At 72.5% G+C, this 22,201-nt stretch carries 17 protein-coding genes and 2 pseudogenes; 10 read left to right on the forward strand and 9 right to left on the reverse strand.

Annotation, left to right across the window (positions count from 1 at the left end):
* Positions 1 to 91: 91 nt before the first annotated feature.
* On the reverse strand, positions 92 to 787 hold the full coding sequence (locus tag AN218_RS27055; protein ID WP_244900743.1) for a hypothetical protein: 696 nt from the start codon (positions 785 to 787) through the stop codon (positions 92 to 94).
* A gap of 269 nt (positions 788 to 1,056) precedes the next feature.
* Between AN218_RS27055 and yhfZ the strand changes: the two genes are divergently transcribed.
* The 8 genes from yhfZ to AN218_RS27095 all read left to right on the forward strand — a co-directional run bounded on the left by yhfZ (position 1,057) and on the right by AN218_RS27095 (position 9,404).
* On the forward strand, positions 1,057 to 1,995 hold the full coding sequence (gene yhfZ, locus AN218_RS27060; protein WP_070019737.1) for a GntR family transcriptional regulator YhfZ: 939 nt from the start codon (positions 1,057 to 1,059) through the stop codon (positions 1,993 to 1,995).
* 147 nt (positions 1,996 to 2,142) lie between these two features.
* Positions 2,143 to 2,598 carry a PRD domain-containing protein gene (locus AN218_RS27065; RefSeq protein WP_070019738.1) on the forward strand — a complete coding sequence of 152 codons (456 nt, stop codon included), beginning with the start codon at positions 2,143 to 2,145 and terminating at the stop codon, positions 2,596 to 2,598.
* Positions 2,595 to 2,954: a DUF2620 domain-containing protein gene (locus AN218_RS27070; protein ID WP_070019739.1), complete on the forward strand. Its 360-nt coding sequence runs from the start codon at positions 2,595 to 2,597 to the stop codon at positions 2,952 to 2,954. Before AN218_RS27065 ends, AN218_RS27070 begins: the two co-directional genes overlap by 4 nt.
* Before the next feature lie 89 nt (positions 2,955 to 3,043).
* Positions 3,044 to 4,498 carry a YhfT family protein gene (locus AN218_RS27075; protein WP_420856022.1) on the forward strand — a complete coding sequence of 485 codons (1,455 nt, stop codon included), beginning with the start codon at positions 3,044 to 3,046 and terminating at the stop codon, positions 4,496 to 4,498.
* Between the two features lie 56 nt (positions 4,499 to 4,554).
* Entirely contained in the window at positions 4,555 to 5,595 is a 1,041-nt protein-coding gene (locus AN218_RS27080) for a phosphotriesterase family protein (RefSeq protein ID WP_070019740.1), read from the forward strand.
* A gap of 10 nt (positions 5,596 to 5,605) precedes the next feature.
* Positions 5,606 to 6,781 (forward strand): aminotransferase class V-fold PLP-dependent enzyme, encoded by a 1,176-nt coding sequence (locus AN218_RS27085; protein WP_107421589.1) that lies wholly within the window; start codon positions 5,606 to 5,608, stop codon positions 6,779 to 6,781.
* Between the two features lie 2 nt (positions 6,782 to 6,783).
* The gene (locus tag AN218_RS27090) at positions 6,784 to 7,950 is read left to right on the forward strand and encodes an alanine racemase (RefSeq protein WP_070019742.1); all 1,167 of its coding nucleotides are present in this window, start codon (positions 6,784 to 6,786) and stop codon (positions 7,948 to 7,950) included.
* Complete coding sequence (locus tag AN218_RS27095; protein WP_275937002.1) at positions 7,947 to 9,404, forward strand: phosphopentomutase; 1,458 nt, start codon at positions 7,947 to 7,949, stop codon at positions 9,402 to 9,404. The genes AN218_RS27090 and AN218_RS27095 overlap by 4 nt, the downstream gene beginning before the upstream one ends.
* 146 nt (positions 9,405 to 9,550) lie before the next feature.
* Here the strand turns inward: AN218_RS27095 and AN218_RS27100 are convergent, their stop codons facing one another.
* The 3 genes and pseudogenes from AN218_RS27100 to ffh all read right to left on the reverse strand — a co-directional run bounded on the left by AN218_RS27100 (position 9,551) and on the right by ffh (position 13,365).
* Positions 9,551 to 10,870 carry an HAD family hydrolase gene (locus tag AN218_RS27100; RefSeq protein WP_070019743.1) on the reverse strand — a complete coding sequence of 440 codons (1,320 nt, stop codon included), beginning with the start codon at positions 10,868 to 10,870 and terminating at the stop codon, positions 9,551 to 9,553.
* Positions 10,871 to 11,269: 399 nt separating this feature from the next.
* A pseudogene (locus AN218_RS27105) lies at positions 11,270 to 11,788 on the reverse strand (GNAT family N-acetyltransferase); the annotation flags it as partial.
* Between the two features lie 20 nt (positions 11,789 to 11,808).
* Positions 11,809 to 13,365: a signal recognition particle protein gene (ffh, locus tag AN218_RS27110; protein WP_070019744.1), complete on the reverse strand. Its 1,557-nt coding sequence runs from the start codon at positions 13,363 to 13,365 to the stop codon at positions 11,809 to 11,811.
* A gap of 145 nt (positions 13,366 to 13,510) precedes the next feature.
* On the opposite strand from ffh, the gene AN218_RS27115 reads away from it, so the two are divergent.
* Complete coding sequence (locus AN218_RS27115) at positions 13,511 to 14,398, forward strand: aminoglycoside phosphotransferase family protein (protein WP_070019745.1); 888 nt, start codon at positions 13,511 to 13,513, stop codon at positions 14,396 to 14,398.
* A 60-nt stretch (positions 14,399 to 14,458) separates the two neighbouring features.
* On the opposite strand, the pseudogene AN218_RS27120 reads toward AN218_RS27115, so the two are convergent.
* The 4 genes and pseudogenes from AN218_RS27120 to AN218_RS27135 form a co-directional block, all read right to left on the reverse strand.
* A pseudogene (locus tag AN218_RS27120) lies at positions 14,459 to 16,060 on the reverse strand (HD domain-containing protein); the annotation flags it as partial.
* Between the two features lie 85 nt (positions 16,061 to 16,145).
* Positions 16,146 to 16,484, reverse strand: a complete 339-nt coding sequence (locus AN218_RS27125; protein WP_070019747.1) for a P-II family nitrogen regulator — start codon at positions 16,482 to 16,484, stop codon at positions 16,146 to 16,148.
* A complete protein-coding gene (locus AN218_RS27130) occupies positions 16,481 to 17,797 on the reverse strand; it encodes an ammonium transporter (protein WP_070019748.1) in 1,317 nt (438 codons plus the stop codon). The genes AN218_RS27125 and AN218_RS27130 overlap by 4 nt, the downstream gene beginning before the upstream one ends.
* 395 nt (positions 17,798 to 18,192) lie before the next feature.
* On the reverse strand, positions 18,193 to 19,815 hold the full coding sequence (locus AN218_RS27135) for an NsdA family TPR-like regulatory protein (RefSeq protein ID WP_070019749.1): 1,623 nt from the start codon (positions 19,813 to 19,815) through the stop codon (positions 18,193 to 18,195).
* 282 nt (positions 19,816 to 20,097) lie between these two features.
* Here AN218_RS27135 and AN218_RS27140 point away from each other — a divergent pair, with 282 nt between their 5' ends.
* A complete protein-coding gene (locus tag AN218_RS27140; protein ID WP_070019750.1) occupies positions 20,098 to 20,793 on the forward strand; it encodes a bifunctional DNA primase/polymerase in 696 nt (231 codons plus the stop codon).
* 126 nt (positions 20,794 to 20,919) lie between these two features.
* Here AN218_RS27140 and ftsY read toward each other — a convergent pair whose 3' ends face one another.
* On the reverse strand, positions 20,920 to 22,125 hold the full coding sequence (gene ftsY / locus AN218_RS27145; protein WP_070019751.1) for a signal recognition particle-docking protein FtsY: 1,206 nt from the start codon (positions 22,123 to 22,125) through the stop codon (positions 20,920 to 20,922).
* Positions 22,126 to 22,201: the final 76 nt, after the last annotated feature.

Genomic DNA, 22,201 nt, shown 5'->3' on the forward strand with positions numbered 1-22,201 from the left:
CGGGACGGTGCGGGTCCGTCCCGGGCGGCCGGGTGCTCGCGCGTTCCTCGCCGTCACCGGCTGCGCGCGCTCGTCGTATGCGGATCGGCGGTCAGCCGACGGCGGCCACCGCCTCCACGCGCTCCTCGGGCTCCTTGGCCTTGGCCGCGGGGCGCTCCACCGGAGCCTCCGGGATGCGGAAGGGCTTGCCGCAGGCGCCGCACATGATCGGGGCCTGGGCCAGCACGGACGGCACCACGCGCACGTTCCGTCCGCAGTCGCAGACGGCCTTGACGCGTACGCCGCCGCCGCTCGACCCGTGGCGGGCGGCCGGGCCGCGGAAGCTTCCGCGTCCGTCGGCCTCCGTCGCCGCGCTGTACGCCTTGAGGGCGCGCTGCAGCCGCTCGATCGTGGGCCGGTAGCGCCGCCGCGTCTCGGGGGACGGGGTGACCAGCGAGAAGCCGCTGCTGGCGTGGGGCTCCTCCGGGTGCACCAGACCCAACTCCTCGGCGACGGCGAGGAATCTGCGGTTGTGGTAGCGGCCGGCGCGCGAGGTGTCACGGACGCCGCGCGCGGCGGCGATTCCGTGGACGGCCTCGTGCAGCAGCCGCTCGAAGGAGAGGCCGCTGCCGCATGCGGAAGAGGACTCCCCGATCAGCGATTCGGGCGCAGCCAGATCCGGCAGCTCGGGGTGGTTCCGTTGAATGTCCGCCCAGGCAGCTGCCAGCTCGGCGGCGAGAACAGGTGGTGTCGTGCTCACGTCGTGCTCAACGAGTCGGACCGCCTCAGTGTTCCGATTCCGGGACAACCTAAATAATTTGCACGTACCGGTCAGTCGCGGCGGGCCCGCCCTCAGCGGGGCGAGCGGGCGGGAGTGCGGAGAATCCGCGCAGCCCGGCCAACCCGGACGTACCTCCGGGATAGGAGGCCCGTCGGGAGCGATCGGTACACCTCGGGGACCATACCGACATTCCCCGGAGTCGTGTGCCCCGGGGTGCCGCCTGCGACCAGGGAGAGAGCAGGATCACGTCCCGCTCGGCATTGGCAATATCCCGGATTCTGGATATTATCCCGGCCATGATCACCGGCGCCGATGAGCGCTTCCTGACCCGAAACGGAATGGCAGCACGTCAGCTCGCCGCGCTGCTGCTGAATCACGAAGCGGACACACGCCTTCCACGACTGCGTGACTTCGCGGGCGAGTTGAAGGTGGGGAACGGGACCGTACAGGCGGGGCTTCAACTGCTGGAGGAGGCCGGCGCCGTACGGACGAGGGCGCGCGGACATCTGGGCACCTTCCTGGTGCACGCGGACCGTGCCGTGCTGTGGCGGCTCGCGGGTCTGGGCACGCTGCTCGCGGCGATGCCGCTGCCCTACTCGCACCGGTACGAGGGACTGGCCACCGGACTGCGGGCGGCGTTCGAGCAGGCCGGGGCGCCCTTCGCGATCACGTTCATGCGGGGCGCCTCCACGCGGCTCGGGGCGCTGCTCGACGGCAAGGCCGACCTCGTGGTGCTCTCGCGCTTCGCCGCCGACCGGATCGCCGAGGAGCATCCGGTGGAGCTGGTGGCCGACTTGGGGCCCCGTACGTACGTCGGGTCGCACGGGCTGCTGCTGCGGCGGGGCGTCTCACCGCAGGCGGAGGGGCTGCGCGTCGCCGTCGACTCCTCCTCGGAGGATCTGCGGATGCTCACGGCGCGGGCCTTCGAGGGGCGCGACGTGGAGTGGGTCGAGTCGTCGTACATGCAACTGCGGGGGCTCTTCGCGCGGGAGCGGGTCGATGCGACCGTCTGGAACCTGGACGAGGTGGCCGACCATCTGGGCCCCGGAGTCGAAGTCCGGCCGCTGGACGAGGAGATCACCCGGGAACTGGCCTCGCGCAACTCACGGGCGGCGCTGATCGGACGTACCGGCGAGACGGTCGCGCTCGACGCCGTACGGGCCTCACTGGACTTCGGACTCGTGACCGGAGTGCAGAGCGAGGTACTGCGGGGCGAACGGGTGCCGCTGTACTGAGAGTTGGGGCCCGCCGGGCTCCGCAGACCTTCGCCGGACCGGCCGCGGATCCTCGCTGTCCAGGAAAAAGACCCGTCCCGGGGGTCCTCAGAAACCAGAATCCTGGTTACTGTCGTGACCGGTGATCGCGCCCCGGAAGGAAGCGCCATGGAGGAGAAACTGGAGGAGGGGCTCGCCCTCCGCGTCCAGGTGTTCCGCGAGACCGGTCAAGTACGCCCGGAAGTGGCCGAGTTCGTCGAAGGCGAGCTGCTGGGGCTGACGCGCGCGGGCCTGCCGGTCTCCGAGGAGACCGCCGGCATGCTCACCAGCCACCTCATGATGGCGCTCGACCGGCTGCTCGGCGGCGAGTCCCTGGAGGACCCGGACGCCCACGGGCACATGGCCGAGGAACTGGCGGGGCATCCCGGTGCCGTACGGCTGGCGCGGCAGATCTCACGCCGCGCGGAGGAGACGCTGGGCACCGGGCCGCTCCCCGACGCGGAGACCGGCTATCTGGCCCTGCATCTGGCCGTGTTGGCACAGCGTCCGGCAGCGGCGGGACACAGCGCGCCGGACACCACGCTCGACGGCACCGCCGTACGGCAGAACGGAGACCAGCCGTGACGAAGATCCTCGTCGGAGGAGTGGGCAAGGCCCAAGTCGCCGAAGTCCTCGCGGACTTGGGCATCGACGGCCTGGAGGCGTCGCTCTCCAGCGACATGGAGGCGGCCATGCGGCTGCGCGCCGGGCAGGCCGACTACTACCTGGGCACCTGCCACACCGGCGCCGGCGCCTCCCTCGGGGTGCTGCTCGGGGTGCTGGGCAGCGGTACGTGCCACACGTTCGGGCGGTCCGTGCCCACACAGGAGGAGGTCGCCGGGCTGCTCGCGGACGGCAAGCGCGTCTTCGGCTTCGGCATGGACCAACTCTCCGACGCCACACCCGTCATCGCGCGCGCCATCGCCGCGCACACCCGCTGACCGCTGACCGCTGACCGCGACCCCGGCCACGTCCACGGCTCCGGCCGCGGCCACGACCGAGATCGCCGGAACGAACCGAAGGAGATCCCGTGAGCACCCTTCTGGCCGGTGCGCTCGGCGCGGGCAAGCACAGTCTGGACTTCTCCGTCCCGCAGCAGGGCACCGTGATCGTCCTGTGCGCCCTGACGGCGCTCATATCCCACCTGGCGCTGGCCGTCTTCAACGACGGCGTACGGCCGTTCATGCTCGACTTCATCCAGGGCCGCAGCACCCGCAACGCGACCACCGCGGTCTCCTTCGGGCTCTCCGCAGGGTTCATCTTCGGGCTCGGGGCGCCGATGGCGCTCTCCACCGGGGTGCTCAACCCGTGGCTGCTCTTCCTGCCGACCGACGTGCTCGGCATCCTCTCGCCGAAGAAGTGGCTCGCTCCGCTGCTGGGCGGGGCGTGGGGCGCGCTGGTCGTCTTCGGACTGGGCGGCGCCAACGAGGTCGCCCACGATCTGCCCGTCGACTTCCTCACGGCCATGCAGCAGATGGCGACGCCCATCCTCTTCCTCTTCACGCTCTTCCCGGTGCTCGCGATCACCCGGCAGTTCGGCAGGCTCCGCGGCGCGGTCGTCGGGGTGGTCGAACTCGCCCTGGTGATCCTCACGATGAAGCTGTGGCCGGACGTGTTCGCCGGTGCGCCCGCGATGGCCGTGGGCGTGATCATGCTGATCGGCTTCGCGACGGCCAAGGACGTACGGCAGCGGCGCAAGGAACGCGCGGAGAGGGCTGAGCAGGCAGAGCAGACGGAAAAGGCAGAGCAGGCTGAGAAGAGTGGGAAGGCCCAACAGGCGGGCGGGGACGGGCAGTCGGACGGGACCGGGGACGGCAAGGGCGTCTCCGAGGCGGAGCTGGAGGACCCGATGCTCTCGCTGTTCAGCGCGAGCGCGACCCGGCTGCGCCGCCATCTGCCGCTGTTCATGCTGCTGGGCGCGGGCGTGTGTCTGCTGGCGCAGATGCACATATTCGGCGGCGGTGAGGCCACGAGCTTCCTCATCGCCAAGGGGGACCACACCGGCGCCGCCCAGGTGGACTTCTACCGCGTCTTCGGCTTCATCCCGCTGATCGCCACCACCGCGCTCGCCTCCGGCGCGTACGCGATCGCCGGGTTCACCTTCGTCTACCCCATCGGCTATCTGCTGCCGAGCCCGTGGCTGGCGCTCATCGTCGGGGCGGCCGTCTTCGCGGTGGAGGTGCTGGCCCTGTCCTGGATCGGCAGGATGCTGGGACGGCTGCCGTCCGTACGGGACTCCTCGGAGCATCTGCGCAACGCGATCAGCGAAAGCCTGTGGCTGGCCATCCTGTTCGGCTCGCTGCTGGCGGCCAACACCATGGGCGGCGGGCTCGGCATCCTCATCGTGGGCGGGCTGTATCTGCTGAACGAGGCGATGGGACGGGTCGTGGTGCGCATGGCCGCCGCGCCCGCGGCGGTGCTCGTGGGCGGAGTGCTGCTCAACCTTCTGTACTGGATGGACCTGTTCACCCCCGTCAAGGGCTGACGGAGCCGGCCGATCGAGGCCGTGGGCACCGGCAAGGGGAGGCGGCACCGACCACCATGGACGAGCGGAGTCCGGCGCGCTGTCTGCGTACCGTCACCGGGGCGCTCCCGCCCGCGCGGGTGCGCGGCCCCGTGCTGGCGCACGAGCATCTGGCGCTGGACCTCTCGCGGGGCGGGGACACCGCCGCCGTGCTGGACGGACGGCACCGCGCGGCCGTCACCGGTGAACTGGCCGCGCTGCGTGAGGAGTTCGGCCTCGCTCTCGTCGTGGAGCTGACGTGCCGTGGCATGGGCCGGGACGTACGGGCGCTCGCGCGGATCGCCCGGGAGTCGGGCGTCGCGGTGGTCGCGGGCACGGGCTGGTATTACGAGCGGTTCCACCCGGCGGAGGCCGCCGCCGCGAGTGCGGAGGAGCTGGCCGGGGAGCTGGTACGCGAGATCGGCGCCGACGGCGACGGCTCCGGAGCCGAGACATCCGGTACGGGCGGCGGCATCGACGGTACGGGCGTGCGCCCCGGCGTCATCGGCGAGGCCGGCAGCGGCGGCGACGCACCCAGCGCCGCCGAGGTCCGTACCCTCACCGCCGCCGCGCTCGCGGCCCGCGCGACGGGCCTGTCCGTCGCCACCCACGCCCAGCTCGGACGGGGCGGCCCCGCCCAGTTGGAGCTGCTGACCGCGGCCGGTCTGCCCCCGTACCGCGTGAGCATCGGCCATCAGGATCTGCTCGACGACCCGGGAGTCCACCGCGAGTTGGCGTCGGCGGGGGCGTACGTGGCCTTCGACACCGTCGGCAAGGAGAACTACCGCAGCGACGGCGCACGGCTGCGGGCGCTGCTCGCGTTGCTGGAGGCCGGACACGCCAAACGGGCGCTGCTGAGCTGTGACATCTCGCGGTACGGATATCTCACGGCCGAGGGCGGCACCGGTTACGGCCATCTCTTCCGCTCCTTCCTGCCGCGGCTGCGCGCGGCGGGGGCCGACGAGGACACGATCGATCTGCTGACCCGGCGCAATCCGCTCCGCTTCCTGACGGGCGGCGCGGGCGACGCGACCGCGGAGAGCGCTGCGGGCAGCCCTGCGGACCCCGAGGAGCCGTGAGATGCGGGAGATGAGCGCGCCGGGACTGCCGCGGACGTATCCGCTGGCGACCGTGCCGCTGGAGGACGCCGTCGCGGCGCAGTTCCGGCTGCTGGAGTGCACGGCACGGCACTTCGAGGGCGCACAGCTCTTCGAGGCGGACGCCGGTGTGGTGCCGGGCGCCGGCAGACCGCGTACGACGGCACGCGTCGAGGCCGTGCTCGCGGACTACTTCGGCGCCGAGGCCGCCGCGCTCGTGCAGGGCGCGGGCACCGGCGCGATCCGCAGCGCGCTCGGCGCGGTGCTCGGGCCGGGCGACCCGCTGCTGATCCACCGCGCCCCCGTCTACCGCACCACCGCGGTGACGCTGCGCGGCCTCGGCGTCCGTACCCACGAGGTCGACTTCAACGACGCCGCGGCCCTCCAACAGGCCCTGGCCGGCGGGGAGTTCCGCTACGCGTACGTGCAGCACTCGCGGCAGCGGCTCGGCGACTCCTACGACCCGGGCGCGGTGCTGGCGAGGTGCCGGGCGGCGGGAGTGCGCACCGTCGCCGACGACAACTACGCGGTCTTCCGGGTGCCCGCGAGCGGCGTGGAGCTGGGGGCGGAGGCGTCGTGCTTCTCGCTCTTCAAGCTGCACGGCCCGGAAGGCGTCGGCGCCGTCGTCGGCTCGGAGCGGCTCGTGGAACGGGTCCATGACGACAACTACTCGGGCGGCGGCCAGGTCCAGGGCCACCAGGCGCTCGACGCACTGCGCGCGCTCACCCACGTACCGGTGATGTGGGCGGTGCAGTCGCGCACCGGCACGGAGCTCGCCGAGCGGCTGGCGGCGGGCGAGGTGCCGGGGGTGGCCGAAGTGCGCCTGGCCAACGTGCAGGACCGCTGTGTGGTGGTGCGCCTGGAGCGGCCCGTGGCGCGGCGGCTGCCGGAGTGCGCGGCGCGCTACGGGGGCGCGCCGTACCCGGTGGGCGCCAACTCGCGCTACGAGGTGGCGCCGCTCTTCTACCGCATGTCCTCCTCGTCGCTGGACGAGCAGCCCGAACTGGCCGACTGGACCGTGCGGATCAACCCGATGCGGGCCGGCGCCGGTCTTGTCCTGGACATCCTCCGGCGCGCGCTGGAGGACCTGGACGACGAGACACCGGACCCACCGGACTCACCGGACCGAACCCGGCGGCCCGGCCGCCCGGCCGCCCCGAAGGACTGATCTTGTTCCTCGACACCGTCCTCGCCCGCAACCCCGAGCTGGTGGACACGGCCGCCGCGCTGCACCGGGACGGCGCGATACCGCCCGACACCTACGTCGTCGACCGCGACACCGTCGAGGCCAACGCGCGGTTGCTCGCCGACCAGGCCCAACGGCTGGGCCTCTCCCTGTGGTTCGTCGTCAAGCAACTGGGCCGCAACCCCGAGCTGATCGCCGCCGTGGCCCGGCATCTGCCGGAGTCCGCCGCGATCGACGCCCCCGAGGCACGGGTCCTGCACGCCGCGGGCGCCCGCGCGGGCAACGTCGGCCACCTGGTGCAGATACCGCGCCGATCCCTTCCGGAACTGCTCGCCTGGCGCCCGGCGGCCGTCACCGTCTTCGACCGGGCCAACGCCCGTGCGGTCTCCGACGAGGCCCGCCGGCAGGGCTTCGTCCAGGACGTCCTGCTGCGGCTGGAGAGCGCGCCGGGCGTCGGGTATCCGGGGCAGGAGGGCGGGGTACCGTTCGGCGGCGTCGAGGAGTTCGCCGAGGAGGCGGAGGCGCTGCCGGGCATACGGATCGCGGGCGTGACCGGGTTTCCGTGTCTGCTGTGCGATCCGTCGGGCGGTACGCCCCGGCCCACGGAGACGTTCACGGCGCTGCGCGAGGCGCGCGCGCTGCTGGAGCGGCGCGGTCACCGGAACCTCAACCTCAGCGCACCGGGCGCCACTTCGGCCGCCACGCTGCCGCTCCTCGCCGAACTGGGCGCCACCCACGGCGAACCGGGCCACGCCCTGACGGGTACGACACCGCTGCACGCGCACCGCCCGGACCAGCCCGAACGCCCCGGCTACGTCTATGTCACCGAGGTCGCCCACACCCTCGCCGACGGACGGCCCGCCCTTCTCGGCGGAGGCTTCTACCCCCGCGCCGGCATCAAGGACGCGCTGCTGCACCGCACCGGGCTGCGCCTCCCGGTGCAGGACCTGCCGCCGGAGAACATCGACTACTACCGCCTCCTCGACGCACCGCCGCGCGGCACCGCCCGGATACGGGCGGGTGAGACGGCCGTACTCGCCTTCCGTACGCAGATGTTCGTCACCCGCAGCACCGTCGCCGTCGTCGCCGGACTCTCCACCGGCGCACCCCGGCTGACGGGGCTGTACGACCCGCTCGGTCGTGCCCTGTGAGCGCCGCCGGGGCCGAGGGCCGTACGGACGGGACGGACGGAACGCAGGAGACCGATGCGATGGACGCGATGGACGAGTCGTACGAGAGGCACGGGACGCGGGGGACGGACGGAAGCAGCGGACCGGCGAGGCCGGGCCGGGTCGTCATCGTCGTCCTGGACGGGCTCGGGGTCGGCGCCATGCCCGACGCGGGCGCGCTGCGCCCCGGCGACCTCGGCGCCGACACCCTCGGGCACCTCCTCGACCACTGCCACCGCGTGCACGGCCGGCATCTGCGGCTCCCGGCGCTCGGCCGTCTCGGCCTCGGCCTGCTGCACCCGCACCCGGCGCTCGCCGCCGCCACGCCGCTGCCCGTCGCGGTGGGCAGGGCACGCCTCGGCTACGACGGCGCCGACACCTACGCGGGCCACCAGACCATGATGGGCGCCGACTTCAGCCGCGTCGCCGTGGCCCGTCTCGCCTCGTACACCGCCGACGTCACGCGGGCGCTGAAGGCGGCCGGGCACACCGTCGAGCCGCTGGACGGCGGGCCCGTGCTCGTGGCCGACGGCCATGTCCTGGTGCACGACAATCTGGAGGCCGACCCCGGCATCAACTGGAACGCCTCCGCCCGCCTCGACGACCTGCCCTTCGAACGGATCCTGGCCGTCGCCCGCACGGTGCGCTCGGTGGCCCCGGTGGCGCGGGTCATCGCGGTCGGCGGCCACGCGGACCGTCCGCTGCCCGCGTACGTACGCCGCGGCGAGGGCGGCACGGTCGGCCTGGACACCCCCGCGTCCGGCTTCTACCGCAACGGCGGCCTTCGGGTGCAGCACCTGGGCGCACCCCTGGACCACACCCGGCAGCTTCCCGAACTGGCGGCGCGCGCCGGGGCGTCGGTCACCCTCGTCGGGAAGGCGGCGGACATCCTCGCGTGCGGGGACGCGGCCCGCCTCCCGGCCGTACCAACCGGCGAGGTGCTGGACCATACGCTGGCCGCCGCACGGGCGGCCCGCGGCGACGGCGGCCGAAAGCCGGACCGGCAGCAGGGGACGGCCCTCGTCGTGGCCAATGTGCAGGAGACCGATCTGGCGGGGCACCAGCAGGACGCCCTGCGGTTCGGCGCCGTGCTGGAGGAGGCGGACGCCGGACTGGACGCGCTGCTATGGGAGTTGGACGGGCCGCACGACCTGCTGCTGGTCACCGCCGACCACGGCAACGATCCGACGATCGGGCACGCCTTCCACACCCGCGAGTACGCACCGGTGCTCGCCTACCGTCCGGGCACCCCGGAACCGGACGCAGGGCCGGACGCAGGGCCGGTGTTCCTTCCGGATGCGGCGTCGCTCGCGGACGTCGGCGCGACGGCGGCCCGCTTCCTCGGACTCGGCGCCCTGCGCCTCCCCGACGCCGACTCCGGTTCCGGCAGCGGCAGTTCGGACGGCCTGGCCGCCGGCACCCCGCTCCTCCTCTGAGCCTCTGTTCCCTCTGTCCCCGCTGCCCGCGCTGCCTCAAAAAAGCCCGCGGCCCGCGAGGCACCGGATTCCGGTGTCCCGCGGGCCGCGAAAGAGACGCACGACGTCGCCCGCCCGCCCCGCGTACATGACGTACGCGCCGGGCGTCAGCCGAAGACGCTGTCCCGCTGGTCGGGCACGACGCTGCCGTTGTAGCGGCGCACGGACGACAGCGCGCCGTCCTCGTTGATGTACGCGGCCGTGGCGCACGGGTACGGCTCGGGCTTCTGCGGAAGCGGCTCGATGAACATCGGGTTGACGATCCAGCGGCCGTCCTCGTTGTCGTAGGCCCGGCACATCACCTCGTCCTTGTTGCGGTTGAGCACGAGGTGGGCGCCCGTGGCGTCCCGTACGAAGGTGACGTCGGTGTCGGCGTCGCCGCCGCCCAGGGCGATGCGGTGCGCCGGGTCCTGCTGCTTCCAGGCGTCGCGGCCCTTGATCCCGTAGATGTCCTGGTTGATCCAGCACCGCTTGCCGTCGATGTACGGGATGGTCTCGCCCTCGCTCGCGGGGGCGCCGCCGCAGCCCTCGTTGCGGGTGGTGATGCGGCCGTCGCGCAGGATGCTGCGGATCGCGATGGTGTGGTCGGCGTCGATGCCGACGCCCTTCGACCACACCTCGGCCGCGTACTCGACGCCCGCGGAGACGATGTAGACGTCGAAGCCCGCGCGCTGCAACGTGCGGATCAGGTCCTTCTGCTGCGGGTAGTAGCGCACGTACGCCGGGACGGTGTGGGTGCCGACCTTCATCTCGCTGCCGACGGGAGCCGCCAGGCTCTCCTTCCGTCCGGCCTCCGCGTAGGCGCTGACCTCCTTCGGGGTGTGCCCGGCGAAGAGCTGTGCCACCCAGGCGTATTCGGGCACCGTACGGCGGTGGTTCCAGGTGCCGCCGAAGGCGGGGTGGCCGTCCATGGTCTGGGCTTCCGCACGGATCTGGAAGATCTCGTCGGTGCAGTCGGTGTCGGTGGAGGTGGGCAGCGGCTTGCCGACGGGCACGGACCTGCCGCAGGCCTTCGTCAGGGCGCGCTCGGCGGCGGGCGTGAGCCACTTGCTGGTGTCGCCCCAGCGGCGGGGCTGGAGGATCTTGTCGTGGGCGAGGGCCCAGGCGAGCGTGATGTCCGTCGTGTCGTTCTTGGTGACGGTGTTGTCCCAGTCGAACGCGGCGACGGGCCGGTGCGTGCGGTCTCCGTCCTTGCCCGCCGTGCCGCTCTTGTGACCGCCGCACAGGCCGCGTTCGTCGATCATCCGCTGGAGCTTGGCGCGGTTGTGGCCGTACCAGTCGAGCTTCTTCGACAGTTGGGGGCACTCGCGTGCCGCTGCCGAGCCCGTGGTGCCCGCCGCGTCGGCCGCCGCGGCGGGGGCGGGAAGCGCGGCCACGAGCGAGGCCGCTGCGAGGCTCAGAGCGGCCAGAACGGATCTGTTGCGCATAAGGCTCTCCGGAGTCCGAGTGGGGTGGCGCGGATGCCACTGGAGCCGTGCCCCGGACGCCACCGCCTGCGTGGACTCCGGAGAACACCGCCCCAGTGGCATGTACCGTACAGCTTCCTCCTGGCACGTCGTCATACAAGTGACCGTGTCAGGAGGACGGGGCCGGCTCGGCCCACGGCACGGTCCGCGCACGGCTCCCAACTGGCGGACGGCGGCGGCCCGTACACGCCCGTCACGCACGGACGGTCACGCCGTACGGAGGGCCGGGCCGAGCGGAGAGTCAGCCCGTACGGGCGCTCAGGCCGGATGCGGCCGGCGCCGGCGTGACGTCCCGTCAGCCTCGGCGTTCACACCCGTCTCGCGTCCGCGCCGTGCGCGGAGCCCGGCCGCGCGTGCCTCCGGCCACTCCTCGGCGGTGATCGCGAAGCGCTCGTGGTCCCGCCAGGCGTCGTTGAGGAAGAGCATCCGGGGCGAGAAGCCCTCGTGCCGGAAGCCGAGCCGGCGGGCCATGGCGGTGGAGCGGTCGTTCTCCGGCTGGACGTTGATCTCCAGACGGTGCAGCCCCAGACCCTGCGGTGCCGACTCGAAGCACCGGTCGACGATGAGCAGCATGCCCTCGGTCATGCGTCCGGTGCCCGCGTACGGCACATAACTGTCGTAGCCCAGCGAGCCGTTGCAGAAGCGGGCCCGCACGATGTTCGCGACGTTGACGCGGCCGACGAGCCCGTCGTCGTCGCGGTCGAAGATCATGAAGCTGCGCAGCGCCGGGCCCTGGCGGCGCAACAGGTCCGGGAGACCGTCCGGTTCGACGGGGTTCCAGGGGCTGAGGTGATCCGCCGAGCGGAGCACCGCCTCTCTGTAGGCGGTCTCGTCGCCCGGCTGCGGGGGCCGGATGTATACGCGCATGAACGACATCATCCGCCCCCGCGGCCGAAGGTTCACTTCGGGGGCAGCATGTCCTTGAACTCCTGCGGAAGTTCGAAGTCCTCGGGGCTCTGGCCCGCGCCCGCACCACCGAAGGCGCTGCCCGCGCCCGCGGCCTTGCGCTCGGCGGCGGCCTGCTCCTCCTGCTTGCGCTTCATCGGGTTGCCCGACTGGCGCTTGCCCTTGCTCTTCTTCTGCTGCTTCGCCTTCTTCTTCTGACCGCCGCCGCCCATGCCGGGCATCCCCGGCATTCCGGGCATGCCGCCGCCCTGTGCCATGCGGGACATCATCTTGCGGGCCTCGAAGAACCGCTCCACGAGGTTCTTCACGGCGCTGACCTCCACGCCGGAGCCCCGCGCGATACGGGCGCGGCGCGAGCCGTTGATGAGGGTGGGCTCGGCGCGCTCGGCGGGCGTCATCGACTTGATGATCGCGGCCGTACGGTCGACCTCGCGCTCGTCGAGGTCGTTGATCTGCTCCTTCATCTGGCCCATGCCGGGCATCATCCCGAGCAGCTTGGAGAGGGAGCCCATCTTGCGGACCTGCTCCATCTGCGCCAGGAAGTCGTCGAGCGTGAACTCCTTGGGCCCCTTCTGCAGCTTCGCGGCCATCTTCTCGGCCTCTTGCTGGCTGAAGGTCTGCTCCGCCTTCTCGATCAGCGTGAGCACGTCGCCCATGCCGAGGATGCGGGAGGCCATGCGGTCCGGGTGGAACGCGTCGAAGTCGTCCAGCTTCTCGCCGTTCGACGCGAACATGATCTGCTTGCCCGTGACCTGGGCGACGGAGAGGGCGGCACCGCCGCGTGCGTCGCCGTCGAGCTTCGAGAGCACCACGCCGTCGAAGCCCACGCCGTCGCGGAAGGCCTCGGCGGTCGTGACCGCGTCCTGGCCGATCATCGCGTCGACGACGAAGAGGATCTCGTCGGGGCTGACCGCGTCGCGGATGTCGGCGGCCTGCCGCATCAGCTCCTCGTCGATGCCGAGGCGGCCCGCGGTGTCGACGACGATCACATCGTGCTGCTTGTCGCGCGCGTGGGCCACGGAGTCCTCGGCGACCTTCACCGGGTCGCCCACGCCGTTGCCCGGCTCCGGCGCGTACACGGCGACGCCCGCGCGCTCGGCGACCACCGAGAGCTGGTTGACGGCGTCGGGGCGCTGGAGGTCGCAGGCGACGAGCAGCGGCGTGTGGCCCTGCTGCTTGAGCCAGCGGCCGAGCTTGCCCGCGAGCGTCGTCTTACCGGAACCCTGGAGACCGGCCAGCATGATGACGGTCGGCGGGTTCTTCGCGTACCGCAGCCGGCGGGTCTCGCCGCCGAGGATGCCGATCAGCTCCTCGTTGACGATCTTGATGACCTGCTGCGCGGGGTTGAGCGCCTGGGAGACCTCGCTCCCTACGGCACGCTCCTTGACCTGCTTGATGAAGGCGCGCACGACGGGCAGTGCGACGTCCGCCTCCAGCAGGGCGATACGGATCTCGCGCGCCGTGGCGTCGATGTCCGCCTCGGACAAGCGGCCCTTGCCCCGGAGGTTCTTGAAGGTCGCTGCGAGGCGATCGGAGAGAGTGTCGAACACGGCGTTCGCGGGTCCTTCGCGTCGGGGTACTGGATCAGGTCGGCAGTCGGCCTCCCAGGGTATCCGTCCCGGCGCGGTGCGGTCAGGTCCGGTCGGCGAGCGGTCGCCGGGGAGCATCCGTCCCCGTAACCCTTAACTTGGCGGGATGAGCCTCGACATTCCCGACCAGGTCCGCAAGACGGTCATGGCCGAGGGGAACGGATCCTGGCTGGACGAACTGCCGGGCATGGTCGGCTCGCTGGCCCGGGAGTGGTCCTTGACGATCGGGGCCGGCTTCGCGGGCGGCCACGCCGCCCTGGTCGTCGAGGTGACGCTCGCCGACGGGACTCCGGCGGTCCTCAAGATCGGTGTGCCAGGTCACGACGTCGGGCGGGAGGCCATGGCGCTGCGCCTGGCGGACGGACGGGGCTGCGCCGAGCTGTTGCGTGAGGACATGGGCCGGCAGGCCCTGCTGCTGGAGCGCCTCGGGGCTCCGATGCACGACGTCGTCACCGACCGCGCAAGCCGCCACGACCTGCTGTGCGAGGTGGCGGTCCGCCTGTGGCGCCCGGTCGGTCCCGACATCGGCCTTCCGACCGGCGCGGAGCTGGCCGAGCAGTACGCCGATCTGCTGCCGGAACTATGGGAGCAGGCGGGGCGGCCGTGTTCGCCGGCCACGGTGGCGGACGCGCTGGACTGCATGAACCGCCGCCGCCTCGCCCACGACGACCGGTCCGCGGTCCTGGTCCACGGTGACATCCACGAGATGAACGCCCTGCGGGCAAGCGACGGCAGCTACAAGCTCATCGATCCCGCCGGACTGCGGGCCGAACCGGCCTGCGATCTCGGCACCGTCGTGCGCTGCACCCCGGACCTCGGCGACGACCTCCGGACGCGGACCGAGCGACTGGCCTCCCGTACGGGCGTGGACGCCACCGCCATCTGGGAGTGGGGAACCGTCCACCGCGTCGTCAGCGGCGTCTACGCGTGCAGTATCGGCTTCCAGCCCTTCGGCGATCTGCTGCTGGCCGAAGCGGACCGCCTCACCGGGTAGTCACCTTTCAACCCGGCGAATTTCAACCCGGCGAACCCATACCGTCACAGGGCAATACACCTAGGCGTCCTCGTCCGGGCTCCGCCCCAGCTCGCGTTCCAGTGCGCGCGCGAGCCCGTCGGCCTCCGCCGTCGGCAGCGGCGCCCCGTCGGCCCCGGTGAGGTAGAAGGCGTCGACGGCGTTGGACCCCAGCGTGCTGACGTGCGCGCTGCGGACCAGGACGCCCGCGCCCTCCAGGGCACGTCCGATGCGGTGGAGGAGTCCGGGGGCGTCCTGGGCCCGTACCTCCAGCACGGTCGCGATCCGCGAACCGCCCTGTGCGACGGTGACGCGCGGCGGCGGTGCCTGCACGGCCGCACGGCGCCGGCGCGGGCGGTAGGCGGCCTCGCGCTCGGCGAGACGGGCGGCGATGTCGAGCGAGCCGTCGAGAACACGGGCGAGGTCCGCGCGGAGCCGCAGCGCGGGCGGCAGCGGACCGTACTCGGCGGCCACCCGCCAGGAGAGCAGCAGCACGGCCTCGTCGTCGCGGGACCCGGAACCGTCCGAACCCGAACCGCCGGGCCCGGAACCGCCGGCGGCCGCGTCCGGGCCCAAGTGCCCGCCGGGAGCCGCCTGTTCACCGGAGCCGACGCCCGAGCCCGCCGCGTCCGCCGAATCCGCCGCGTCCGGCTCAGGCCCGCCCCCGGCCACCTCCTCCGGGAGCCGCATCATCCGCAGGTCCGCCGCACGTACCGTCAGCCGGTGCAGCGCCAGTACGCCCGCCACCGCGGGCAGCACTCCCATCGCGTACGCACCGCTCCCGGCGCCGCCCACCGGCATCCCCGGTGCCTCGTCGTCCGCGTCCGGATGGGCGCCCGGCTGCCCGGGGCCGGGGCGGACGGGCACGGTGACCAGCAGTTCGGCGCCGACCGGACCGCTGTGCTCCTCCTGCCCCTCGTACGCGTCGTGCTCGCCGTGCTCGCCGCGAGCCTCGCGCTTCTCCTCCGGGACGTTCCCGGAGGTGCGCCGTGCCGCGCTCAGCGTGAGCGCCGGACCCCGTCTGCGCCATGACTCGACCGCGAGCCGCTCGGCCTCCGCGGACGGTACGAACGGCTCGGTGTGCTCCTCGACGGCCTCCCCTGCCAGCACCCCGGAGACCCGCTTGACCAGGTCCGCGACGAGGGTGCCCCGCCAGGCCGACCAGGCCGCGGGCCCGGTGGCCAGCGCGTCCGCCTCCGTCAGGGCATGCAGCAGTTCGAGCGTGCGGACGCTTCCGACGGCGTCCGCGACGGAACGGATCGTGGCCGGGTCGTCCAGGTCGCGCCGCGTCGCCGTCTCCACGAGCAGCAGATGGTGGCGTACGAGCCGGGCCAGGACGTCCGCGTCGCGCGTGCCGAAGCCCATGCGGCCCGCCATGTCGTGGGCGATGGTCTCCCCCACGATCGAGTGGTCGCCGGGCCAGCCCTTGCCGATGTCGTGCAGCAGCGCCGCGACGAGCAGCAGGTCCGGCCGCTGCACGCGCCGCGTCAGCGCCGAGGCGCGCACCGCGGTCTCCACGAGATGACGGTCGACGGTGAAGCGGTGCACGGGGTTGCGCTGCGGGCGGCAGCGCACCCGCTCCCAGTCCGGCAGCAGCCGGCTGACGAGTCCCCCGGCGTCCAGCGCCTCCCACACGGGCACCGTCNGGGCCGCCGGTGGCGTGCGCCGTGCCCGGGGCGCCGGCCGCGGCGCCCCGGGGCCCGGTGTGTACGTCCATGTGCGCCGTCACCTACAGCGCGTCCGGTCCGCGCTCACCGGTGCGGACGCGTACGGCCGTCTCGACCGGCACCGTCCACACCTTGCCGTCGCCGATCTTCCCGGTACGTGCGGACTTGACCACGATCTCCAGCAGCTCCTCGGCGTCCTCGTCGTCGGCCAGCACCTCGATCCGCACCTTGGGCACGAGATCGACGGTGTACTCGGCGCCCCGGTAGACCTCGGTGTGGCCGCGCTGGCGCCCGTAGCCGCTGGACTCGGTCACCGTCAGGCCCTGCACTCCGAAGGCCAGCAGGGCCTCCTTCACGTCCTCGAGCTGGTGCGGCTTGACGACCGCGGTGATGAGCTTCATGCGTCGACCTTCTTCTCGGAGGTGTTGCCGGACGGTGCCGCGGCCGTGCCGGCGGGACGTGCGGACGCCGCGGGGTCCGGGGCGGCGGCGGTGTGGTGGTGCGCCGGACCGGAGCCTCCCACCTGGCTGAAGTCGTAGGCGGTCTCCGCGTGGTAGGCGCGGTCGAGGCCGCTCGCCTCGTCCTCCTCGCTCGCGCGCATCCCGATCGTCACGTGGATGAGCTTGGCGATGATCCAGGACACGATGAACGAGTACGCCAGCACCGAGAAGGCACCGGTGGCCTGCTTGCCGAACTGCGCGAGGCCCGCGTCACCGCCGGTGGCGAGGAAGCCCACCATCAGCGTGCCGATGATCCCGCCGACGAGGTGGACGCCCACGACGTCCAGCGAGTCGTCGAAGCCCAGCTTGAACTTGACGCCGACCGCCCAGGAACAGACGACACCGGCGACCAGGCCGATGGCCAGCGCGCCCATCGCGTTGACGTTCGCGCCCGAGGGCGTGATCGCCACCAGACCCGCGATCGCCCCGGAGGCCGCGCCGAGGGTGGTGAAGGCGCCGTGCCGGATGCGCTCGTAGACGAGCCAGCCCAGTACGGCCGCTCCCGTGGCGAGCTGTGTGTTCATCGCCATCAGCGCGGCGGTGCCGTCGGCGGCGAGCTCCGAGCCCGCGTTGAAGCCGAACCATCCGAACCACAGCAGGGCCGCTCCGAGCACCACCAGCGGCAGGCTGTGCGGACGCATCGGGTCCTTCTTGAAGCCGGCGCGCTTGCCCACGACGAGTACGGCCGCGAGCGCGCCGATGCCGGCGTTGATGTGGACGGCGGTGCCGCCGGCGAAGTCGATGACGCCGAGCTCGTAGAGCCAGCCGCCCTCGGCCCACACCCAGTGCGCGATGGGGAAGTAGACGAGCGTCGCCCACAGCGCGATGAAGACGGCCCATGCGCCGAACTTCACGCGGTCGGCCAGCGCACCGCTCATCAGCGCGGGCGTGAGGATCGCGAACATCATCTGGAAGAGGGCGAAGGCGAAGACCGGAATGCCGCCCTTCTCGGTCAGCGTCCCGTCCGAGATGCCCTTCAGCCCCGCGAAGTCGAAGTTGCCGACGACGCCTCCGGTGTCCGGTCCGAAGGCCAGCGAGTAGCCGTAGAGCACCCACAGGATGCTCAGCACTCCCAGGGACACGAAGGACATCATCAGCATGTTGAGCGCGCTCTTGACGCGGACCATGCCTCCGTAGAAGAAGGCGAGGCCGGGCGTCATCAGCATCACCAGAAACGCGCTGACCAGTACGAATGCGGTATCGGCGCCGTTCAATGGACGTCTCCTCTGGATACCGCCCCGCGAACGTGCGGCGGGACGGGCGGGAAGGCGGGGGGCTGCGAGCAAGATTCCCGTCGTCCCGTTTCCGTCGGTGCCGTGCGGTGTTTCGCGGCGGTGACGATGCGCGGCGCGGTGTTACGCGCCGGTGAACTGCCGCGCGGGCGGCCCGGATACGTGCTGGGGCCATGCACCGGCCGCCGGGCGCACGCAGAACCGGCCGCGGCCGCACCCTGTACGACATGCATCGGGGGGAGCCTGTCGGGTGTCCGGGGTGCCGGCCACGGCCGGTTGTCAGGGGTGGGACGGATCAACTCACCGATGGGTTCCCTGAGTTGGTCCGTCCCCTGTCGGTCCGCCGCGCGCGGGGACCGCGGAGTCCGCCGGGGCGATCACCCCGCCGCCGCGGACGCGGGCGTCTCGGTGTCCGGCATCTCCACCGCCAGCCGCTCGCCGAGCCGTACGACCTCCGCCACCTCGCCGAAGTCCCGTGCGGCCCAGGCGGCCGTCCTGCGCAGCCGGTTGTTCACACGCTCGGAACGCAGCCGCCTCGCCACCTCGATCGCCTCCACGGCGCGCACGGCGCAGTGCTCCGGCTCCCGCTGGAGCAGATGCACGCTGGCCATGCCGAGCAGGTTCAGCGCGTACGAACGGCGGTGGCCGCCGCCCTCGGTCTCCTCCGCCTCCCGCCGGAAGAGCTCCACGGCACGCTCCATCGCGGGCCGCGCCATCGACGCGTACGTCGGGCTGCGGCCCGAGGAGTAGGCGAGATCGCGGTACGAGTGCGCGGTCTCCGCGGTGAGTTCGGCCTCGGAGAAGAAGCGGATCCAGTCCGGGTCGCCGTCGCCGGGCAGCGTGTCCTCGAAGGTGTCCTCGGCCATCCGCACCGCACGGCGGCACTTCCCCGGCTGGCCCATGTTCGCGTAGGCGCGGGCCTCCATCGCGTGCAGCATGGCCTGCGTACGGGCGGTGGCGCCCTCCCGGCTGCCGTACTGCGCGAGGTGGATCAGCTCCAACGCGTCGTCGGGGCGCCCCAGATGGATCATCTGCCGGCTCATCTTGCTCAGCACGTACGAGCCCAGCGGCCGGTCCCCCGCCTCCTTCGCGGCGTGCAGCGCGAGCACGAAGTACTTCTGAGCGGTGGGCTGGAGCCCGACGTCGTAGCTCATCCACCCGGCCAGCGCGGCGAGTTCGGCCGTCACCCGGAACAGACGGCGTCCGATCGGCTCCGCGTGCCGCTCCTGCAGCAGATCCGTCACCTCGTGGAGCTGGCCCACGACCGCCTTGCGGCGCAGCCCGCCGCCGCACTGGGCGTCCCACTGCCGGAACATCACGGTGGTGTGCTCCAGCAGCTCTATCTCCGGCATCGACAGCTTCTCCGTACGGCGCCGCGCACCGCCCCCGCCGTGCAGCGCGACGACCCGCGCGCCGCTCCCCCGTGCCGTCGGCGACCCGCTGCCGGACACGGACGCGGACGCCTCCGGGCCCGTGCCGTGCGGGGAGGCGGCGGCACCGGGAACGGGGACGTCGGCGCCCGCGTCCGGCACGGACGGAGCGGGGACCAGCCAGCGCTGCATCGGCTCGATCAGCGACGGGCCCGCGGAGACGGAGAGCGAGGTGCCGAGGAAGCCGCGCCGCCCCAGCATCAGATCGCTGCGTGTGAACTCGTTGATCATCGCCACGGTCTGCGGTCCCGCCCACGGCAGGTCGACCCCGGAGGCCGCGGGGGACTGCCGGGCGGGCCGCAGACCGAGGTCCTCGACTGCGACGACGCAGCCGAAGCGTTCGGAGAACAGCTCGGAGAGGATGCGCGGGATCGGCTCGCGCGGCTGCTCGCCGTCCAGCCAGCGCCGTACACGGGAGGTGTCGGTGCTGATGTGGTGCGCGCCCAACCGCCGGGCCCGGCGGTTGACTTGGCGGGCCAGCTCGCCCTTCGACCAGCCGCTGCGCATGAACCACGAACCGAGTTGCTCGTTGGGGAGCTTGTCGCCCTCAACGACCGGTAAATCCCCCATCCGACCCTTCACCGCCCCCTGCACACACGATGCCTCCGGCATACCCACGGACTGTGCGACCAGCCCGCGTGTACCGACAGTAACGTCCCGATCACCGGCCACGGGAGGGCGTTTGCAGAATCGCCACCATTCGCCACCCCTTCGAATGAACCCTGCTGCCCGCGCACACGATTCACTTGACACACCACTCGTCCGGTTCCGGCGGGCTCCCCCGCGCTCGAGTCCCGTCACTGTGCGCTGCGGGCTCGTAACCACCGGGCAGCAGCCAGCGTTGGAGGGAGCATGGGCTTCACCCTCGGCACCATCGGCGGTCTCGGCGGCAGGCGGGATCTCCATCCGCTGCGCCCCGGCGCCCGCCGCCGCCAACGCGCCTCCGCCGCCACGGCCCTGGCCGAGTACACGGGACTGTGGGGCTGGCCGGTCGTCCCGGGCGCCCGAGCGGTGCGTGCCGTCGGCGGACGTACGGAGTGCTCGTGCGGTGCCGCCGTCTGCCCCGCTCCGGGAGCGCACCCGCTCGACGCCTCGCTGGAGGTGCCCGCGGGCGCCACGCTCGACGAGGCGGGCGAGGCGTGGGCCCGGGTGCCGGGCGCCGCGATGCTGCTGCCGACGGGACGGTGCTTCGACGTGCTCGACGTCGGCGAGGCCGCCGGGCACCACGCGCTCGTACGGCTGGAGCGCATGGGGCTGCCGCTCGGTCCCGTCGCGCTCGCTCCGCACGGGCGCATGTGGTTCTTCGTCGCACCGGGCGCTGCGGCCGAACTGCCCGAACTGCTCTACCGGATGGGCTGGGACGACGCCCGGCTCGATCTGCGCGGCCTCGGCGAGGGCGCACACGTCACCGCGCCGCCCTCGGATCTCGGCGGCCTCGGCCCGGTGCGCTGGCTGCGTCCGCCGACGCTCAAGGACGCGGCCCGTCCGCCGCAGGCACGGCTGCTGCTGGGCACGCTGGCGTACGTCTGTCACCGTTCGGCTTCCTGAGCCGCGGCCGCTGCGGACGGCGCCCCGTCCCGCACACACGAGAGCGCCCCGTCCCCTCCCCGACGGGAGAGGGCGGGGCGCCCGTTCGTGGCGCGATGTCCCAAGTGCCTTGCGGCTGCGGCCGGTTCACTCCCCGCCGATCAGCGCGTCGACGAAGGCCTCCGCCTCGAAGGGCGCCAGGTCGTCCGCGCCCTCGCCGAGCCCGACCAGCTTGACGGGCACGCCCAGTTCACGCTGTACGGCGACGACGATGCCGCCCTTGGCGGTGCCGTCCAGCTTCGTCAGGACGATGCCGGTGATGTCGACGACCTCGGCGAACACCCGTGCCTGTACGAGCCCGTTCTGACCGGTGGTCGCGTCCAGCACGAGCAGCACCTCGTCGACCGGGCCCTGCTTCTCCACGACGCGCTTGACCTTGCCCAGCTCGTCCATCAGCCCGGTCTTGGTGTGCAGACGTCCCGCGGTGTCGATGAGCACCACGTCGGCGCCCTCCTCGGTGCCCTCCTTGACCGCGTCGAAGGCCACGGACGCCGGGTCGCCGGCCTCGGGGCCGCGTACCGTACGGGCGCCCACGCGCTTGCCCCACGTCTGGAGTTGGTCCGCGGCGGCGGCGCGGAAGGTGTCGGCGGCGCCCAGCACCACGGACTTGCCGTCGGCGACGAGTACGCGCCCGAGCTTGCCGGTCGTGGTGGTCTTGCCGGTGCCGTTGACGCCGACGACGAGCACGACGCCCGGCCGGTCGACCGGTCCCTGCGTCTCGGTGTGCACGGTGCGGTCCAGGTCCGGGCCGACCAGGGTGAGCAGCTCGGCGCGCAGCAGTGCGCGCAGTTCCTCGGGCGTACGGGTGCCGAGGATCCGTACGCGCTCGCGGAGCCGCTCCACCAACTCCTGTGTGGGGGCGACGCCGACGTCCGCGCTCAGCAGCGTGTCCTCGATCTCCTCCCACGTCGCGTCGTCCAGATGTTCCCTGGAGAGCAGCGTGAGCAGCCCCTTGCCCAGGGTGTTCTGCGAACGGGAGAGCCGGGAGCGCAACCGTACGAGCCGTCCGGCCGAGGGCTCGGGTTCCTCGATCGCGGGCTCGGCGGGAGCGGGGGCGGGCGGCGCCTCGGCCTCGGCGGGCGGGAGGCCGACCTCCTCGATCGTTCTCCGCGGCGCTTCGGCGGTGCCGGTGGCCTCCTCGCCGACGTGCGGCTCTGCGGGTGCGGTGGTGGTGGCCTGAGTTGACTCGGGCTTCTCACCGGCGGCCTTCTTCTTACGGCCGCTGACGACGAGCCCGCTGATCACGCCCAGGAGGACCACGGCGATGACTGCGACAAGAATGACGATTTCCATAGGCCGTCCAGTATCCGCCACCGTGGCGGTGCGCCGTCAGTGCGGGGCGCCGCCGCGCGCCCGCGCACGCCTGGCC

It is taken from the genome of Streptomyces nanshensis (assembly GCF_001751255.1).
GTDB classification, from domain to species: Bacteria; Actinomycetota; Actinomycetes; order Streptomycetales; family Streptomycetaceae; genus Streptomyces; species Streptomyces nanshensis_A.

What these genes read in the sequence shown, in the direction of transcription:
- yhfZ (WP_070019737.1), top strand. Translation starts at nt 1,057, where the DNA reads ATGATCACCGGCGCCGATGAGCGCTTCCTGACCCGAAACGGAATGGCA.
- AN218_RS27065 (WP_070019738.1), top strand. Translation starts at nt 2,143, where the DNA reads ATGGAGGAGAAACTGGAGGAGGGGCTCGCCCTCCGCGTCCAGGTGTTC.
- AN218_RS27080 (WP_070019740.1), top strand. Translation starts at nt 4,555, where the DNA reads ATGGACGAGCGGAGTCCGGCGCGCTGTCTGCGTACCGTCACCGGGGCG.
- AN218_RS27085 (WP_107421589.1), top strand. Translation starts at nt 5,606, where the DNA reads ATGAGCGCGCCGGGACTGCCGCGGACGTATCCGCTGGCGACCGTGCCG.
- AN218_RS27100 (WP_070019743.1), bottom strand. Translation starts at nt 10,870, where the DNA reads ATGCGCAACAGATCCGTTCTGGCCGCTCTGAGCCTCGCAGCGGCCTCG.
- AN218_RS27115 (WP_070019745.1), top strand. Translation starts at nt 13,511, where the DNA reads ATGAGCCTCGACATTCCCGACCAGGTCCGCAAGACGGTCATGGCCGAG.
- AN218_RS27125 (WP_070019747.1), bottom strand. Translation starts at nt 16,484, where the DNA reads ATGAAGCTCATCACCGCGGTCGTCAAGCCGCACCAGCTCGAGGACGTG.
- AN218_RS27135 (WP_070019749.1), bottom strand. Translation starts at nt 19,815, where the DNA reads ATGGGGGATTTACCGGTCGTTGAGGGCGACAAGCTCCCCAACGAGCAA.
- AN218_RS27140 (WP_070019750.1), top strand. Translation starts at nt 20,098, where the DNA reads ATGGGCTTCACCCTCGGCACCATCGGCGGTCTCGGCGGCAGGCGGGAT.
- ftsY (WP_070019751.1), bottom strand. Translation starts at nt 22,125, where the DNA reads ATGGAAATCGTCATTCTTGTCGCAGTCATCGCCGTGGTCCTCCTGGGC.